This is a genomic window from Prevotellamassilia timonensis, assembly GCF_021531665.1.
Lineage (GTDB): Bacteria > Bacteroidota > Bacteroidia > Bacteroidales > Bacteroidaceae > Alloprevotella.
The window spans coordinates 1-20059 of the sequence record NZ_JADYUH010000033.1; the positions used below are offsets into that span (position 1 = coordinate 1).

General features: G+C 38.7%; 6 protein-coding genes. All 6 read left to right on the plus strand.

What is annotated here, in order from left to right:
- Nucleotides 1-94 precede the first annotated feature (94 nt).
- Genes I6E40_RS06755 through I6E40_RS06780 form a run of 6 tightly spaced genes read left to right on the plus strand, consistent with a single transcriptional unit; the run spans nucleotide 95 to nucleotide 20058 of the window.
- A complete protein-coding gene (locus I6E40_RS06755) occupies nucleotides 95-3145 on the plus strand; it encodes a DUF1156 domain-containing protein (RefSeq protein ID WP_235386279.1) in 3051 nt (1016 codons plus the stop codon).
- Between the two features lie 32 nt (nucleotides 3146-3177).
- On the plus strand, nucleotides 3178-6537 hold the full coding sequence (locus I6E40_RS06760) for an ATP-binding protein (protein ID WP_235386280.1): 3360 nt from the start codon (nucleotides 3178-3180) through the stop codon (nucleotides 6535-6537).
- Nucleotides 6538-6552: 15 nt separating this feature from the next.
- Nucleotides 6553-9738, plus strand: coding sequence for a hypothetical protein (locus tag I6E40_RS06765; protein WP_235386281.1), 3186 nt, complete (start codon nucleotides 6553-6555; stop codon nucleotides 9736-9738).
- Nucleotides 9735-15866: a DEAD/DEAH box helicase gene (locus I6E40_RS06770; RefSeq protein WP_235386282.1), complete on the plus strand. Its 6132-nt coding sequence runs from the start codon at nucleotides 9735-9737 to the stop codon at nucleotides 15864-15866. Before I6E40_RS06765 ends, I6E40_RS06770 begins: the two co-directional genes overlap by 4 nt.
- Nucleotides 15863-16534, plus strand: coding sequence for an HNH endonuclease (locus I6E40_RS06775; RefSeq protein ID WP_235386283.1), 672 nt, complete (start codon nucleotides 15863-15865; stop codon nucleotides 16532-16534). The genes I6E40_RS06770 and I6E40_RS06775 overlap by 4 nt, the downstream gene beginning before the upstream one ends.
- Nucleotides 16535-16566: 32 nt before the next feature.
- Nucleotides 16567-20058 (plus strand): DEAD/DEAH box helicase family protein, encoded by a 3492-nt coding sequence (locus I6E40_RS06780; protein ID WP_235386284.1) that lies wholly within the window; start codon nucleotides 16567-16569, stop codon nucleotides 20056-20058.
- The last annotated feature ends 1 nt before the right edge of the window (nucleotide 20059 follow it).

Sequence of the window (20059 nt, forward strand, 5' to 3'; positions counted from 1 at the left end):
CAGGCACTTGACCAAATTTTATTGGTTATATGTCGTTAATGCAACTCATTGAATTTTAGACGATTAAATGTATGATTAACTAAGTATTGTATATATGAAAGCCCAAAAACTCATAGAAGTGGCAATGCCGATTAAAGAAATTTCGGCAGAGAGCGTTCGCGACAAGTCAATACGCCATGGTCATATATCAACACTGCATTTGTGGTGGGCACGTCGTCCACTACCTACATGTCGTGCGGTTGTATTTGCAAGTCTTGTCCCAGATCCATTGGATGAGAATTGTCCACAAGCTTTTCGTGATGCTGTAGAGTTCCTCCTTAAAACTGATGGTATGGCAAATAGTATTTATGCACCATATCCAGATATTCCATATACGGCTGTATTCGATCCGATGGAGGACAATCACCGTAATCGCTTGTTGATGTTTATTGGTAAATTCTCAGCAAAATGCCAGAAGAATATGCTTGAAGGTAAGACTACCAGTCCAAAAGAACAAATTCAGGATGGCTGCCTTATCAAATGGGAAAGTAAGAATAGTCCAGATGTATTGATGCGTGCTCGTAAACTCATTTGGGTTGCATACAATTCTGAGAAAGACTCTTCAAAATCATTTGAAGTTTTATCATCAGAGTTTGACTCAGCTTATGGCGCAATCAAAGAGGCAGAGGACGACTTGTACAATACTCCAAACCGTCATTTAGCAACAGATGAAATTATAGTAAAAGAATCAACTTTGCAAAAAGCTATCGATGATTTCCAATCAAATATGCCATCCGTGTTTGATCCTTTTGCTGGAGGTGGTGCTATCCCTTTAGAGGCAGCTCGCCTTGGATGTCATAGTTATGGCAATGATATAAATCCTGTTGCACATATTATTGAAAAAGGTTCTGTGGAGTTCCCACAGAAATATGGTAAACCTATTACCTATGCTATATCGGAATTCAAGAATTTGTATGGGGAAGAAGGAGTTTCTTTGGCTAGCGAAAGAGGAATTTCGGTATGGGGGAATCAAATCACTCTTCCAAACCGGTTATCATTTGATGTGGAATTTTATTCAAGGCTTCTTATTGATAACACTCAAAAAGACACAAAATCTCTATATCCAAACTATGATAAAGGGACAAAACCTGTAGCATACTATTGGGCAAGAGTTGCCAAATGTTCAAATCCTTCTTGTGGAGCAGAGGTTCCTTTGTTGGGAAGATTTTGGCTTGCTAATACATCTTCAAAGAAGATATACCTAAATCCTATTGTTAATGGTAATACAATTGATTTTGAAATAAAAAAAGGATCACAAAAAATTACACCTTGGGTAAAACGTGCTGTCTTAACATGCCCATGTTGCGGTTCTGTTACTACTACAAGTCAACTTAAGGAACAATATAATGCTAAAACAGTAAAGAATAGACTAATTGCCGTAATCGAAGAGAAAGCAAGTGGGAAAACATATAGATTGCCAAATGAAGAAGAACTCTCTTTAAAAGTAACACTTGACCAGCAAGAATTGCGTCCATCTGAAAAAATGCAGAAAAATTCTGCAGGAGGTGATACATTGTCTTGGGGAGTAACTTCTTGGGGCGATTTATATAGCGATAGACAAATTTTGATGTTAAATTCTTTTGTTAATCAGTTAAGTTTGCTATCAAAGTCATTCCCAAATGAGGATTACTATCAAGCGGTTGTTACCTATTTGGCTATACTAATCGATAGGATTGCGATTGCAAATACATCGTATGGTTTATGGCACACTGGACGAGAAACTCTAGAAAGAATACTTGGCAGACAAGCAATTTCAATTGTTTTTGATTATCCAGAATCCTATCCTTTTTGCGAAAGTTCAGGAAGTGCTGCGAATCAATTATCGTGGTTAGTAAGATACATTGAATCAGAAAGCACAAACATGTTCTCTGCTTCAATGACAAATGCATCAAGTGGAGAGAAAGAACAATTTGAAAGAAAAACTCTAACTGCAGTAGTAACAGACCCTCCTTACTATGACGCAATTGCTTATGCCGATATTTCAGACATTTTTTATGTGTGGCTAAAGCGAACATTAGGATTGTTGTATCCATTAAATTTTGCGACTCCACAAACTCCAAAAGCAGAAGAATGTACTGCATTGAAACATCATCATAACAATGATGCAGATAAGGCAAAATTGCATTTTGAGAATAAGTTGTTAGATATATTTAAAGCAATAGAGGAACAGACTTCAGATGTAATTAGTATAATGTTTGCTCATCAAAGTACTGAAGCCTGGACAACTTTATGTAATTCTATCTTGGGAGCAAAGATGAATATCATGGGTAGCTGGGCAATGGATACGGAGATGCAAGGAGCATTAAAAACAGACAAAGCTTTTTTGGAGTCTTCTGTAACAGTTGCATGTCGTCCAGCAGAACGCAATGGCTATGGTAGTTACAAAAAAGTAAAGAAAGCCATCCAAGAGAATGTCGCAGAAGAGGTTAGGACACTATATGAGCTTGGTTTTCGTGGAGCTGATCTTTTGACTGCTTGCTTTGGCAAGGCAGTTAGTGAGTTCGGAAATTACGAAGCTGTTGAAAAAGCGGATGGCAGTGAAGTAACCGTGGCAGAATTGCTTGATATGGCAAGAACTGCCGCATTTACAGCATTGCTTCGCGACTTTGATGGTGATGACTACACAAAGTTCTATATCGGCTGGCTACAGCTCAATGGTATGGGAGAGACCGACTTTGACGATGCCACAAAGTTTACACGTGTTGGTATGAATGTCAATATTAGTGAGATATTTTCTCATGGTCTGCTCGTAAAAGACGAAGAAGGCAACAAACAGCATCTGTGTAGTTATAAGGAAAGTCAAAAGAATAGTATGCAAGTTTTATCTCCCGAAACCGCATTGATTGATAAGGTACATCAGACAATGTGGCATTGGGCAGACGGCAACCGCCAACTTGTATTAAAAATGATCAACGAGTATGGATCAGATATAAATAATGAGTTTTGGCGTGTATTTGTAGTCTTGAAGGAACTCCTTCCTGTAGATTGTGACGATGCTCAGCAGGTTAATAGCCTTCTCAGTAACTCAGAAAATCTAATAAGAGAAAGTAAAGAAGCTCCAAAAGCACCAGTACAAGCAACTCTTTTTGACATGCTCGACGATTAACACCAATAAAAAACAATAATAGCAATAACGATATGAACGAGAAACTGTTTAAAGCTACCAGCACTTTCGTTGATGCAATGCGCTATTTCGAAGTGGCATTCATCGGTCAACAGTTCCCAAATAAAAAATGGGAAGATGTGCTTTATGACAGATTAAAGCCGCAACAGCAAGTTGCATGGAACAACCGTAAACAAATGCTCGATGATAATGCAGACCTACGTTGTCTCATCGACTTCGACAACATGAAAGGCTTCACGCTTGGATTAAAAACTGAGTTGTGCAACTCTGGCGTTCTTACTTTTGCGGATGTTAATAGCATGGCAACTTGGCTTGAAGATCTTCAGCACACTCGTAACAAAATGTCTCATCATAATCCTATTGATGAGGATGAGACTGCCAATGCGTTTTATAACATGAAACGCATTGCGAAACTTTTAGGAATGACTGAACTTGTAATGGAGTTGGATCATATCCAAAAGAAGACACAAACTGTGATTGCACCACAGGCTGCTGCTCCTCAACAAATGGTCACAACTAACGCATCTTCAACAAATGATGATGCACCTATACAGCCATGGTTTGAAACAGTCATCCCACACTTTGATATTCGTAATGGCTCTCTGGACGAATCTGTGTTTGCTGCAAATCTCGGTGAAGTTGCCCTTGGCACAGGACAGGAAGTGTACATCAATCGTACCATGTTCTTTGAAAAGACTTATGTGACGGCAGGTCTTCGTGATCTTGCTAATCGCGTAATTCTTGCGCTAAACGGTGAGGAAACAGAGAATCGTGTTATTTCGTTGCAGACAGGATTCGGTGGTGGTAAGACTCACTCACTCATATCTTTATATCATATTGCCAAAGCTGGTACTGATACATTAACCAGCTCGTATGCAGCAAACATTTTGAATGAAGGAGTAGAACCAAAATTTAATAATGCAAAAGTTGCAGTTTTTACTAATAACACTACTGATGTTGTTCAAGGTCGTCAACCAGAAAATGGTATTACTATTCGCACTATTTGGGGCGAATTGGCATACCAGCTCGGTGGTTCATCTTCATACGAGATAGTTCGTGAAAATGACAAACAAAGAATTGCCCCATCAGGAACTTTGTTTAAGCAGATTCTCGAAAATGCAGCACCAGCTTTGATACTTGTTGATGAGTTGGCAGACTACTGTACAAAGGCTGCCGGTGTGAAGGTCGGAAACTCAACCTTGAGTGACCAAACAATTGCATTCATGCAATCATTAACAGAAACAGTAGCTTCTGTTCGTCGTTGTGTATTGATTACTACTCTTCCTGCAAGTGCTACAGAAATTGCTTCAAGTGAAGTTGGACAGGAAATTCTTACTGCACTCCAGAATCGTGTTATTCGTGTTGGTACAAGTGTAACCCCTGTTGATGATGATGAGATCTTTGAGGTAATTCGTCGCAGGTTGTTCGAGTCTATAGGCGATCAAAGTACAATAAAGGTTGTGGTTGATCGTTACCGCAAGTATTATAATAAACGCAGTTCGGAACTCCCAACTCATGCCAACAATGGCACTTATGCTGAACTAATACGCAAATCATACCCTTTCCACCCAGAACTTATAGAGACTTTCCGTCAGAAATGGGGGCAAGACAGTCGTTTCCAGCGTACACGTGGTGTCCTTCGCCTGTTGGCATCAATAGTAAACGACCTTTGGAAACGTCGTCATTCGTTGGTTGGTGCTCATGGATTAATTCACACAAGTGATGTAAATCTTTCAAATGTAAAGACATTGACTGGTCAAATTACAAATTTGAAAGGTACGGCATGGGATAGTGTATTACATGCAGACATTATTGGTTCTTCAAGTAATAGTTATCGCATTGATAATGAGGATCCCTCATCTGACCTCTGCAAGTACAGCATTGCTCAAGGAGTTGCGACTACAATCATGCTTTCTTCCGTAGCAGGGTTGCAGAATACTGGCATAACCCAGAAAGAGTTGAAACTTTGCATGCTTCGACCAGGAGCGTATAATCATAGTGAGATTAACAATGCATTGAGCAAATTGGAGTCTGTTGCTCATTATATGTATGTAAGTAATCTTGCAGATAGACGCTATCGTTTCGAGTCACGTCCGAACGTAAATATCTTGTTGACTCAGGCTAAGAATCAAATAACTAAAGTTGCTATTGATGCTGAAATTATTAACCGTCTGCAAATGTTACACTTAAATAACAATACCTTCAATCGAATTGTTATTGATCCAAGTTGTGACATGCCAGATCAAAAATCTTTGACCCTCTGTATCATGGGGCCAGACTGTGTAGTATCGAATGACAATAAACTTTCTTATAATGTAAGTACTAAGATTAAGTCTCTCGCTACAGAGAAAGGTGCATCTCCTCGTATCTACCGCAATACACTATTGTTCTTACTCAGCACAGAAACAGGTTACTCAATGCTAACCGAAAAGCTTAAAAACTATCTTGCGTGCAAGAAGATTCAGGATGAGTACGGCACTTTAGAGAAAGACCAGAAAGAAGACATTCGGGATCGTAAGGCTACTTATGATAAGGAATCAGAAAAGGCATTGATTAATGCTTATACTATTGTGGCTAAACACACAGCAGCGGAAGGTGTTGTGGTGTTGTCGACTCATGTAAATACAACAAACTTCTATGACCACATATCTAACGACATACTTTCTGAACTTTATGAAGAGGAATGGGTAATTCGTAGCATTGGTAAAGGTATTTTAAAGTCCAATAATCTTTTTCCAGATATTGATAAAGCAATCAAAGTAAGGGATATATATGACGCATTCTTTCGCTACGATGATAAACCAATGATTACTGGTCCTCAGGCAGTTATAGATTGTGTAAACAAGTATTGCCATGAAGGCGCTTTCAATGTTGCAAATGGAGAACCTGGCAATTGGACAAAAATAACGGTCAAAGGTGAAATCCCATTCTTAAATGCTGATGATGAAAATACATATCTTGTAGATTCAACTGTTGTTGAGAAACCGTCTTCATCGACAGGAGGTTCTTCTGTTAGTGGAGCAAATTCTGGAACTACAACAACAGGAGGTACTGTCTCAGGAGGGACTGGTAGTGCTTCTGTAGCGATTAATGGTGGTTCAAATTCGGGTACTGGTATGAATTCAGGAACCGAGACTCAACAACCAAAGCGTTTCAAGTCAGTTTATATTGGAGGACAGATTCCTATGGAACATTGGACAGATCTGTTCGGTAGTTTTATAAGTACCCTTCGCAACAATGGGTTGAAAATAAAAGTTGAGTTTGAAGCAACATCAACACCATTAAGCGAGATTACAGAAAACTCTCCATTATATAAGAGCATTAAAGAGTCCGCGAGCCAACTTGGACTCACATTTACAACAGAAGAAGAATAAAAACATTTACTGAATATGTCTCTATTTGATACCATATTATCTAATCATCATCTTGACCAATGTCCGCTACCACTGTGGCGGATAAAGGTTACTGATGATGAATATGAAACTTTGAAATGTTCATTAGCTAAAGAAACACGAGCAATCGGTCGAATGCCATTTATGAGCGTAACCAGAGAATGTGCACTATTATATGCTGAATACTGGAGACGTGAATATAGCGAAGGAGCCCATAGTAAACAGATGGTATTCGACTCTTTGCCAGATGCTTTTCCTGACTTGGTGATTGCAGGCGAAAGAGTTGATATGTGTGAACAACTCTATCAGGCAGCCCGAAAAGGTGCGAAAAAACTTGGTATTGAAATTCTGTCGTTTGAAAACACGCACTATGTTGAGTCAATGCTCTATCAGGGAGGTTTACCTATGAAACTGATAGTCGGTTCAGATGCCAATGGTGTATGGGAGCGCTTTGTTAGAGGCTTGGTTTTTAAGAATGTTAACTTCGATGAGCTGAACCTTGGAACAGTTGCTTCTAATAGTACTTCAATGCGTCAGTATTGTAACCAGATATGTGATGCTGTAGATGCAAAACAATACTTACTTCTTCCTTTTTATGCTGAAGATGAAAATAATCTTTGGTATCAGTTCCTGCTTAATAGATTCAAAAGTGTACGCAGAAGAGAAAGAATGGTACACCCATTCACGCTTGACTGGGAATTTATAGTAAATGAAGTAGATAAGAAAATTTCAGCTAAGTACGATCTTAAAGGTGTTCAGAAACTCTCCGAAATGTTTATTGAGCAACAAAAATTGGGTAGTGCTGAATCTATATCTGTGAATGTCTTACGTAATGGCAAGGTTGTAGATGGATTTGACTACTTCAACTTATTCTGTCGATATGCAGTAAGAAGCAAGCGTCCATACAAGAATGGAGATGTAATCTCGCTAATCATCCATAACCAAGAGCAACCTCATATCTCAGAATCTTTGGATATGGAAACTCCTCACTTGATGTATAAAAGTGTGGATGGTTCATACCATATGGGCAATCAAATTGGAAAAGAAGATTGTTTCCTGTTGATACCCGAAGGCTGGGAAGTAGTTAACCCCAATTCTAGAATAGAAGAATACCTTTGGGACGATATATTATTCAAAGGTATGCATATCCCGTCAGATCAAACAGAAGAAATAAAAGTGTCTGGTCCTGATGGAACCATGACCTATGGAGGCAATAGTATCATCTACTGGACAGAATTGTACTCCTCGCCACTTGCCTATTTAGGCAATGTGGATGAACCTGTATATGATGTATCAAAAACACGTTTTGCTCTTTGCCACGATGGTTCTGAAAATGTTGTAAGACAATTTGACCGTCCAATTGAATATCGTAGTAAATGGGAGAAGCTTTGGACAAATGAACCTTCATATGGTGAGATATTTGTCAGAGTGAAGAGTACAGATGGCTTATTTGTTACCCCAACAAAAGTTTTGAATGTTGGTGAAGGACTGAAGATTAATTTCGTTTCGGCTAACGAATCTTCGTGTCAGATTAGAGTGGAATGGCCTTTTGGCAAGGTTGCTTGTCCTTATGGAACCAAGCATGTTAATGATGTCTGGGTTATCAAGAAAGAGGATTGTGAAGACAAACGCAAGATACCTTTTATTTTTACTCCAGAACACAATCACCAAAATGCTTTTACCCTCCATGTGAAAGCTCCTTTCAAAGAGTTCTCTGTGGATGATGAAAATGGTCAACCGATAAAACAAGGTTGTACCATACCTTATGCAGATGTAGATAAATACCAGTATCACTTAGTGGGAACCAACATCCGAAAATTGATATACGGAAAAGAGGAACGTGCTCTAAAGTGGATCGGGAATACACTCTATTTGCTTAATATAGAGCAACGAATACCAATGCCATATGAAGGAAATCTATCTCGCTTATTTGGATCGCGAGAGACGTTACGTACTATGCTCGACAAAACTTCGATGAGTATGCTTGAAGCAACTATACCTGTAAGGATTGAACTGAGTGATGGTCGTACACTGACTTTTACCATAAAGGAAGCGCCTTATCGTCCAAGAGAAGAGGAAGGAAAGGTAACTATATCTTGTAATTGGCAACCTGTTGACTATAAGCATACACTTAAACTATTGAGTTTAATTGAACCTACAATTCAACCGATTGACCTTCCGTATGATCATGAAAATGGCTATGTTGTACCTACAGAGATTCTTCAATGGGGTAAGACTTTGGTAATAGGACGTAGCCGTGGTCGCATTTGTCCAACCATGATTGACTTGACCCAAGAGTTGACACCTGAAGCACGTAAATCAAATCGAGAAATTACAATTGATCGCATCAATGACGAATTAAAGTCCGCGACTATTGGTGACGCTACTTGGTCAAGAATATTAGCATGGTTTGACAACTGTCAGAAGTATGATATTCCTGCAAGTTCGTTACTTGATCTTATGTGTGTTGGCAATAATCCTGACTATTTGATTCGATTTGCGTTCCAATTATGGACAATTAAAGAAGATAAAGACTTGCTGATTGATAGGCTTCAGACTTTTGCAAAAGATTTAGCCTTTCAGTGGTTTTGGCTTACACCTAGAGTTAATGGAGCGTTGAGAACCATAGAACCGTTTATTTCAGACTTATCTTGTCCAGCTGTTATCAAGCTGTTCAGCCAATGGGCTATTAACAAAGGCCAGATTGATTTAATATATACAATCAACACAGATGCCTATGTTATGAATTTCATGACATGTATACAAGAAGTTTTGAAAGAGTTCTCAGAATGGTTTAAGAAGCTATGTTTAACCTCCGCTTGTGATACATACGTTATCAGTAAGAGACAGGATATTGAGTATTATGCCAATCAGATAATCAATAACCCTAAGAGCATGTGTCATTCTGATGCGTATTCAGACGAATACGTAGAAATCAACCAAGATGAGCTTGATGACACCACCCGGCAATTCTTTAATGAATATGCAGAAAGCGGAAAGTCTCATAACGAAGCTTGGATGTATAAGAGAGTTAATGCTCTGTGCAAACATTTCTTAGGAGAAAAGAATATCTTTGAAATGCCATTAAAGGTGCGAAGAAGTATCTCGTTCTGTTATCAGGCAACTGCACATTTATTCATTGTAGCATTAAATAATAAACTTGTAATCAAAAATTACCGATGAAGTTTACAAATATATATAAGGAAACAGAAGAAAACTTACAACTCTCTCTTCTGTCACTATGGGCTCCAGGAAGCCATCCTATGAGACCCATAATCAAGCAATTGTTCAAAGATGAGCCATTGCTTGCTGAACCTGTGTTCCAAAGTACATTTGGATGGGAATCAAGCGTTGATGACACTTGGAAGCCATCGCTGAATACCGAAGTCTGGAATAAACTGGAAAAAATGCGAGAGCAAAAAGCTCTTCAAGAAGGAAAGAAATTTCGTCCTTTTGTCCCTTTTAAACATCAGGCTGAAAGTTGGAAGACACTACATAATGGTAAAAGTATTGTTGTAACCAGTGGTACAGGCTCTGGTAAAACAGAATGTTTTATGTACCCTGTGTTAAGTGATCTCTATGAGCATAGTGGAGAGAACGCCATTCAAGCATTGTTCCTATATCCATTAAATGCATTGATGGAAGACCAGAAGAAGCGTCTGGCAGAGTATTGCGAACCTCTTAATTTGAAATTTGCTGTATATAATGGAGATACACCCGAATTTCATGCAGATGGTCGTGATGGAGAAGATTACAAGGCTGAAGTAAAAACTCGTGATGATATTCGTGACCCGAAGAATAACGGCACTCGTCCTCAGATTTTGCTTACAAACCCAAGTATGTTGGAGTATGTATTGGTTCGTCAAAAAGATCAAATACTCCTTAATAAATCAGCTGGTAAACTTAGATGGATTGTAATCGATGAGGCACACAGTTATTCAGGCTCCGCTGCTGTAGAATTGGCTAATCAGATAAAGCGTATTCTTGATGCATTTCAGGTAAAAGCCGAGGATGTGCGCTTTGCTTGTACAAGTGCCACTATTGGCGGTGAAGACGGAACAGCTTCTTTAATTAAGTTCATTAAGGATATTATTGGTCAACCTGCTGAACAAATTCAAGTTATAGGGGGTAATCGATTGGTTCCAGAAATTAATGATAGTTATCTTCGTACAGAACTATTGAACAATGGATTACATGTAAAATCAGAATTAGTTCGCTCTCTTCGTGAGAAGATCAACGATGTCGCAGGTATGACATTGCTGCAGATGTGGCAGTGGCTATGCCCTGGTGAAACCTATAATCTTCTTACTGCTTTAGAGTTGATTGATAAACTTTGCGAACTTCAGGTTGAAGGCAATGTCGTACTATCACTTAGAGCCCATTTCTTTATGCGCGCAATAAGTGGCTTGTATGCTTGTGCCAATGATGAATGTAAACGAACAAGTGGAACTCAATATGGTCACTTGACAACATACAAGGCATCAGTATGTCCTCATTGTGGCAAACCATTGCTTGAAATTGTCCAATGTAAGCGTTGTGGTAGTTTTGTGTTAATGGGATCTTCTGATAGCCAAACTCATAAAATATATCCATGTGAAGAAGGGCAGACCCATGATGACTATTTTGCAATTGATGACGAAATAGAGTTGGATATACAGGATGGTGACGCACAACAAGAAGAAGGTGATGATACCTTCTATGTAATTCCTTATGACAAAGATAAGTATCATAATCCTTTAAGTTCTGCACATGCAAGTACTCTGAACATTAAACATACGGCATCAGACTCTATTTTGGAGAATGCACCTTTCAATAGTGGTAAATGGGTTGACCTAAGAAAAGATGCAAAACAGAAATATTGCCCTTGCTGTGGTCGTTTAGCAAAAGGTAGGCGCTTGAACCTCAAGTATTTTCGTATTCCTATCAACTTTATAAATCAGACTATTTCCCCTGTATTCCTACACGAATGTGCTCCTAAAGACAAGTCTTGGGGTAAGTATATTGCGTTCACGGATAGCCGTCAGGGTACTGCAATATCAGCAAAGACGTTCAATATAGATGTTGAACGTCGAGTTGGTCGTGAGAAAATCGTAAAGGATTTAGCTACAAGAAAAGCTGCCCAAGGAACAACTACTATTGACGTTAATCTTTTGCGAGCCCAAGGACTTCCACAAGAAACAATCAATCAGATTATTGCATTACAGTCTCAGGCTACTTCTGTAAAGAATAACATTTCACTTCACGATGCTGCAAACTTGCTCTTTGATGAAAAATTATATGAGCATATCGCAGGAAAGAATAATGATGGTGATATAGATGCGTATAAGGCAGCTTTGATTCGCCAGTTTATTGGTGGTCATCCTATGTATGAACAGTCTGCAGAGAATATGGGGCTTATAACAGTTGAATACCCAGCATTGAAGGATGTTCAAATGCCAGACTCTTTTGACAGTTTTGCACGTGAAAGAGGAATCATGGTAACAAATGAAGATTGGCGAGATTACTTAAAGATTTGTCTTGACTATTTCATGCGTGCTGGTAATCACATCCAATCTTTGATACCAGGTGAAAGTAAATTTGTTCGTGACACCAACAAAAGTACCCCAATCTCAAAATGGGATGATCATCGTCCAGGAACAATTGCATGGCCTCAAGTAAAAGCAGAAGATTCTAAAAAAGCTTCTTCGAAACAACCTCGTCTTGTAACGTTATTGTGTGCAGTATTTGGAATAGATACTGTAGATAAACTCGATTTTGCAAAACGTCAGATTAATCAAATACTTACTGATGCTTGGAATGTTCTTGAGGAAAAGAAACTATTGACCAGAGTAACAGCAAATGATACGGAAGGATATAACCATCCGAAGTATTATAAGGATAACCAATATGTTGATTGCTATTACCTTGATTTGTCCTCCAAAGACACGAATACAAGAGCAGTTATTAAGCATCCATCGAGCGCCTGGGAATGCCCTGTCAGCAACACATTGCTTGACACGATATTTTGTGGCTACAGTCCTCTTATGACTGGAGAGCTATCTAATGAAATGTTCAATAAATTCAAGGTAACCCCAATTCAGATAGAATTACCAAACAGACCTGATGATTTAGCAAAACTTAGTGCATGGTATGACTCAGACATGACACTTCAAGAGTTTGAGAAAAAAGGTTTCTGGACTGACCGTCATAAGTATATTTACTTGGATGCTCCTGCTTATCTTGCAGCAGAGCATTCTGCTCAACAATCCAAGGAATTGCTACGCGAATACACAAAGGCTTTTGCACAGAAAAATCCAGCTATCAATGTTCTCCATTGTTCAACAACCATGGAAATGGGTGTTGACATCGGTGATATTGATATTGTGATTATGGATACTATTCCACCTACAGCGGCAAACTATTTACAGCGTGTCGGTAGAGCTGGTCGTATGGGACAAAGTAAAGCTGTTGCATTCTCATTATGTAACAACACACCAGTTGGTCAGAATGCGTTTGCCAACCCAATGTGGGCATTGCAAACATTGAATCATATGATTCCAGTTCGTCCAAGCCAAACAATCATTCAGCGACACATAAATTCTTTCTTCTTTCGTGAATTTATTTGCGGACAAGGAGAAGGAATCCAGGGTACAGCAACCGTAGGAGAGTTCATGGAATCACCTTGTGATGAGTTCATAGAGTTCCTGGAAGACATGACTACAAACCCAGAAGAGCAAAAGAGGTTCCACAAGGTCTTTGGTGAAAATGAAAATTTCACCATAGTGAAGACTAAGGAACTCATAGTTGATGTTCAGAAAGGCTTCAAGGAAACAATTAAAGAACTTGATGATGCTCTTTCTCAGTATCAGAATGATGATAAGCGTAAGATTGCAATTAGTAACCAGATCAACAAATGTAAGCAAGAAGGTTTGCTCAATTATCTATCTGAGCATCAGTTCTTGCCAAATGCAAGTATGCCTACTGGTGTGGTTACTTTCGATTTTACCGACAAAGATCAATCTAATCGCTTATTTAAGCTTTATAAAGAAGCAGAAAAACTTAAAGAAGAATTGAAGGGAGCTGATAGTGAAGCAGAAAAGATAATTGTTCGTCAAAAGCAGAATGAAAATCGCAAGAAAATTCAACGAATCAAACGTGATTCTCAGGCAAGCAGAGATATTCATACAGCATTAAATGAATATGCACCAGAACAGACTGTAGTAGTAAACGAAAAGAATTATGTATCTGCTGGTGTCTTGCTTTTTGGAGCATATAATGAAAAGACTCAAACTAAAGCTATTTACCACTGTCTTCACTGTGGTAAAACTGAGTATTTGCCAATACTTGATGAAAATAGAGTTTGTCCTAATTGTAATAATCCATATCATAGCATTATCGACAGGCAAAATGGCGCATACACATTAGCTTACGAACCTATAGGTTTCCGTACAGATCAGAATGTAGATAGTACTCGTCAGGAACGTACAGAAAAGCATTTCTATGACATACGTCCTGTATTGCTTAAGTCAGATTGGTCTTCACCAATGGGTGATGTAAGTATGTGTGAAGTAAAGACAAGCGGAGAGATAGGAGAGATTCTTTTTTATAACGTTGGTAATGGTCACGGTTTTGCTTTCTGCAAGCATTGCGGAAGATCGGTTGTCGAAACCATGGCTCATAATAAGGAATTACCTAATGGAATTAGATTAGGTCATAATCGCTTGTGGGGTGATGCATGTGATGCAAATACTGGTGACATAGCCCGTCATGTAGTTTTCACTGGTCGTCATCAGACTTGCTATTCGGTAATACGTGTAAAGCCAAGTGTTGACAGTGATACATATGAAAAAGATGAAGAATTGGCGTTCTCGCTCGGAGTCGTCTTGAAGAGAGCTTTAGTTAAGTTCTTGGGCATTGATGAAACAGAAATAGAATTTGGTATCAAGGACGAACAGAACAACATTGCTTTATTCATCTTTGACACTGCGCGAGGTGGTTGCGGTTATTCACTTCATTTAAGTAATCCTCAGGAGTTATCTAAAATACTTGACATTGCACGTGAAATAGTAGAGTCATACTCTTGTAATTGTCATGTTGATGGAGGAGCTTGTGCTCGCTGTTTAGTCGACAGAAACAATTATCGCTATGCACACCTTTTGTCAAAGAGCAAAGTTATGGAGTGGTTGGACAAGCAGAAAGAGGTCTCAAAACCAGTTCCGGTAGATATACGACAGATTAGTGCAAATGCGAAGGTGTCGCACCAACCGCTAAAAACCATAGTAAAGGAAGCTGTCAGGTCTGCGGATGTAAAAGAAATAACTTTATGTGTGTCTGATATTGTTGGAAACAATTCAATTAATGATTGGAGCAGCATCCGTTCTGAGATGGGAAAACATATTAAGCGTGCAATTGAACTTGGTAAAACGGTTAATTTAATAGTTGAATATCATCCTGATTTGCATCCTGAAAATGCAGATAAATTCCCATATGTTGATTTGGTCGGAAAATTCCCAGACTGCAATGTTAATCTTGTAAAGGACTTAGGTAAGAATAAGACTGCTCTAATCGTTAAGGAAGCGAATGGCTCTGTTACACGATACTTTACGCAAGATGATGGTATGCTTTCATTCTCTAATGAATGGGGATGCTCGGATGGTCGCGTATATTTCGATGCAACACAACCTGAGTTTAGAAGTGAGGAAACTCCAAAATTGGAATTTAATCCTGATGAAATTATCAGAGAAGGTACAGCAAAAGTCGAAAATTTCCGAATTGGGAAATACTTTTCAGAGGTAATTGCTCCGTGTACAATGAAGCAGTCGGATATAATCCTGTTGGAAACTTTATTTAAGGGCAAGCGTGTTTCTGTTACTTTCAGTGATATGTATGTAAATAGTGCCTTGGCAAGTTTAATGTTGGCTTACTTGATTAAAGAAGTCCGCGATTTGTTCCAACTTAAAATTGAAGACATCATGCTTCAGTTGGATTCTCCAAAGCGTAAAGTAGTAAATGACAGATTCTCTGACTATACGTACATCAATATGAATTTTGGAAATAAAGATGCAGCTGATAAGTATACGGATAATATTATTGATGAAGTGTTAGACATAGAGCCTGATCATTCTTTGTTTGATGCAGAACATCACAGATGGTTACGCTTTACAAATATCGAAGGTGACGTATTTGAGATTCGTCCTGATCATAGTATCAGTGGTGGCTGGATTTCAAGCAACACGTATATGAATCTTGATAGTCTCGATGGTTCCACTATTGTCAAACGTAAAGATGATGACGTTTTGTATTATGCAATAATTAGGAAGCATAAGTCATGATAAAAGAAGACTTCGATATTACACATAAGGATTTTAGAAAGTTCTTACGTGAAGACAAACAAAAGAACTCAACATCGCTTAACTCTCTTATCAAGGCTGCAGAGGATTCTCTGCAGACCTTGATAAGAAATGAGATTGATGAGAATTTTGATTGTCTATACGCTTGTACGGATATTGATATACTTATTTCGTTTCAAGATATTATTGAACAGCATCAAGAATGGCATGTACAACATAATGGTCATACATCAATGAAAGTGATTGGCTACTATATTGAGTATATAGCTAAGAAGCAAGGTGTTGATTTGTCCTTATATAAACCGGCGAAACCTTCATATTATTGGGAAGGCGATGTCATCGAATCTCATGGGACTCGTTATGAACGTGATCCGAAAGCAAAACGTGACTGTATTGCAAAATATGGATGCAAATGCTATATATGCGGCTTTGACTTTGAAAAAGTATATGGAAAAGATGGTTCTGGCTTTATAGAAGTGCATCATCTTAAACCTATATCTTCATATAATGGAGAACATAAAGTCATTCCAACAGAAGATCTTCGTCCCCTTTGCTCTAATTGTCACTCAATGGTTCATCGTAGAAGACCTATACCTTGGGATGTTGATGAGGTCAAAGAGATGATAGAAAAGAACAAACAAAATAATTAAATCCAGAAAAGAAGTTTAGTCTAAGACCACATATGGCTTTGAATAACTGCATATTTGAAGAGTTGCTGAAGGCTGCACATCCTAAACGCGGTCTATTTGTAATACCATTACCTACAGGTTCTGGTAAGACTTATAATTCATGCCTATTGATGGCAGAAGAATTAAAGAAGGAAGATGCTCGTCGTATTTTCTATGTTACAGATGCGAAAAAACAGTTGGATGCTACCGTAGAAGACATCAAGAAGAATTTGACCAAAAGCGGTATCAAACTTCAGAAGCATGACATTCTTCGTGTTTATTCGCAAGAAGAGCAATGGGAAAGAGCGTTTACCGATCCTGACATCCTTCAGAAGATGGAGGCGAATCCTTTTTTCCAAGGAGATAAGGCTTTTGTCAACTTGAAGCGACTTTATACATATAATGACGTAACAGAAGGAATTACTGAGGAGATTGCAAAGAATCGTTCGCGTCTTATTGATAAGGTGCGCAAAGAAGCCCTTACTCCAATTCGTCAGAAATATAAGAATGAAACAGACGAGGTTATAGCCTCTCACATCCTTCGAGAATATTCAATACTGGAGGAACTATATCCAGAATTACTATTTTATAAGAGCAAGATCGTTGTATTGACTGCATCCAAGCTGCACACAACAGCTTCTCCAAAATTGGTGCGTAAGGGCACACAGCCTTATTGGAAGCATATTGAGGACTCGCTTGTCATTGTTGATGAATCCGACCGCGTAAAGGAAGCTGCTATGAAACGTCTGTTCGATTGCGAATGTGGCAGAAGAAGACGTTTCAATTTCTGGGGCTTGTGCTATTTTATCTGCGAACATTATGAAGAAGTTCTGGATATGCAAAGAATGCCAGAATGGGTCGAACATAAGGACAACATACAGGCAATGCTTCAGGCAATTAAAAAGAAGAAGGAATATCTGATTGATGAGATTGCTCCTCAAAAGATGCTTAGCGGCTTGGAATTGAACGAGAATGTAAATCGTGGCAATTTTATCTTTTATGACGAAGATCAGACATTTTCAGCAGAGAATTTCGTTTTGTCCATTCACAACAAGAAGGAGGAAAATGTCTCATACCTTCAACCAAAACAGATGTTGAAGAGTCAGAATGACAACACCCTTTCATTCGCGGCAAATCGTATCATTCTTTTCCTGAAGAATTTTGTTCAGATAGTAGATAAACATGCGGAAGAGTATGCTCGAATAGAGAATGAACTCCGTAAAAAGAAAAGCTACGAGACTTCTGTAGATCTTGAGGGTGAGCGTGCCTTTGACCATATTATTAAATATATGGGTATAAACGAAGGTAATACAGAATACCGACAGGCTCTACAAGAGTTGCGTTGTGGAACAAATTTTGAAACTCCTCACTCAAAAGCCCAGGAGGTCGAGAGTAGGTCTATCTATGATAAAGGTATAAGTTTCATAGAGGTATACTCTCTTGACAATGATCGCTATTCTTGTTGTTTCGATTATCACGAAATGAGGTGTATGCCTGAGAACGTGTTGCTCAACATAGTTAACCATAACCGAGTGATTATGTGTAGTGCTACGGCTGACAGTCAAAGTCCAGTACATAACTATGACTTCAACTATATTGCTAAGCAAGAAGTAAAGGTTGAGAAGATTGACAATGAAGCATTAGAGAGAATCGAAGATTATATAGCCCTAAATTATGCTAATCCTGATGTAAACTTTTCCATCTATAAAGAGGAGAATACCAATCCAAAAGAAAAGATTGAAGAGTTTCTTGGCAAATGTAATCAGGCTGTCAAAGATTGTCTTGATTTCGTTTCTACAGAAAGGAACACCTTTGATAAGAACAATTCTGCCAGAATGGTGAATATGCTGAGTCACTATATGGATTTCATAGAAAATCCTAACGCAAAGGCTTGGCTCTATTTTCAGCCATTCTCATATTCAGGTAAGAGTAGCATCGGAATAAAGAAGGCACTGAACATTCTTCAGCAGGCAAGAAGAACCAAACGTGGTGAAAAATTCGATGAAGATTCAATGGATGAACATGCCATTGATGATGGGAAGACCCGCAGACATGCAGATATATATCCGAAACTGAATGTGTGCTTCCTTAGTGGAGAGTACTTCAAGAAAGACCTGGAGGAAGTAGAGAAGCTTTTGAAGGAAGATCCTAAGTTAAAGATGTTCTGTTTCGTATGTTATCAGTCAGGTGCAGTGGGCGTAAATTATCTGTTTGAAACGGATAGTAAATACAGAAAAAAACATTGTCTGGAAGCCCCAAATACCAAAGATCGTAAAGATACACGATGTAATTTCGATGGTATCATTATGGATAAGCCTACAAACTTTATCCCTTTGATTGAAGTAGATGACTACCTGAAGGCTTGTATATCATTGAGTATATTGGGCACAGACAATCAATTAGAACTAAAAGAAAAATCTGACTTCCAACGTGCATTGCTTCGACGCAGACACCACCGTATTGTGGATGAACTGAGCGAAATCATGAAAGGTCGTGAGATTCAAATCAAAGCAGCATTGAAAGAAACTCCAGCTTTTGATGCGTTCTGCCTACGATGGGCTGTACAAGCCTTGGGGCGTATAACTCGCTCAACCATCTACAATAAGTCAATTCATGTTGCTATTGGTGAGGATATGGCTTACTCTATGGTGACGGCAAAGAGACCAGAGGTGCAGACAGACCTGCTCAAACATGTTTTGAAAGCTATCAATGAAAATCAAAATATCATTAATCGCTTTGAGGGCAATGAGGAGGAATCGGATATAACTTTCAACAATGATGAGCATCGTAGAGATAGATACATCAGTGAGTTAGTCGGTATAAGTTTCAAGGGTACGGATAAGTATGCCTATCAGATACGTGAAAGATTACATTCGATACGTGAGTATGTAATGAAAAATCCTGAGTTTGTCGATAGAAACGATATTGACCCGTCAATGCGAATGTTTTATATCCAGTCTGTTGAAGCACAAGCAAAAAATCGAAGTTATTCAGATGCGAGTGTACATCTAGATGCAATCATGAAGCAAGGGTTTATTCGACAATACTTTGAGACTAATGGATATTGTACGTCATGGAAAGGCAAATCATGGGTTATTTCGCCACAAGTTATCCAACAGGTATATATAGGTTACTTTGGAGAGCAAGTGTTTAAAGCAATTCTTGAAAATGCAGCCTGTAAGGTAGGAACACTTCCTGAAAAGGTCTGGGAGCGTGCAGACTGGGTAGTCAATGAAAATTTGTATGTGGATGTGAAATTTATGTCTGATAGTGACTTTAATCAGCATGTCAATGCTCAATCATGGGATAGAAAGATTCGAGAATGTGGTGGCTGCTATGTTGTAGTTAATGTTCCTCGATATGCTGGTAACTATTCATACACACATACCATACAACTTGAAAGTGGTGCGAACCTGCCAATCATCAATGGTCTCATTGATGTTGAGACTGGTGCAGTCCTTGACAAAAACGTTCTGGCAATCCTCGAGAAGATAAACATCGTATAAA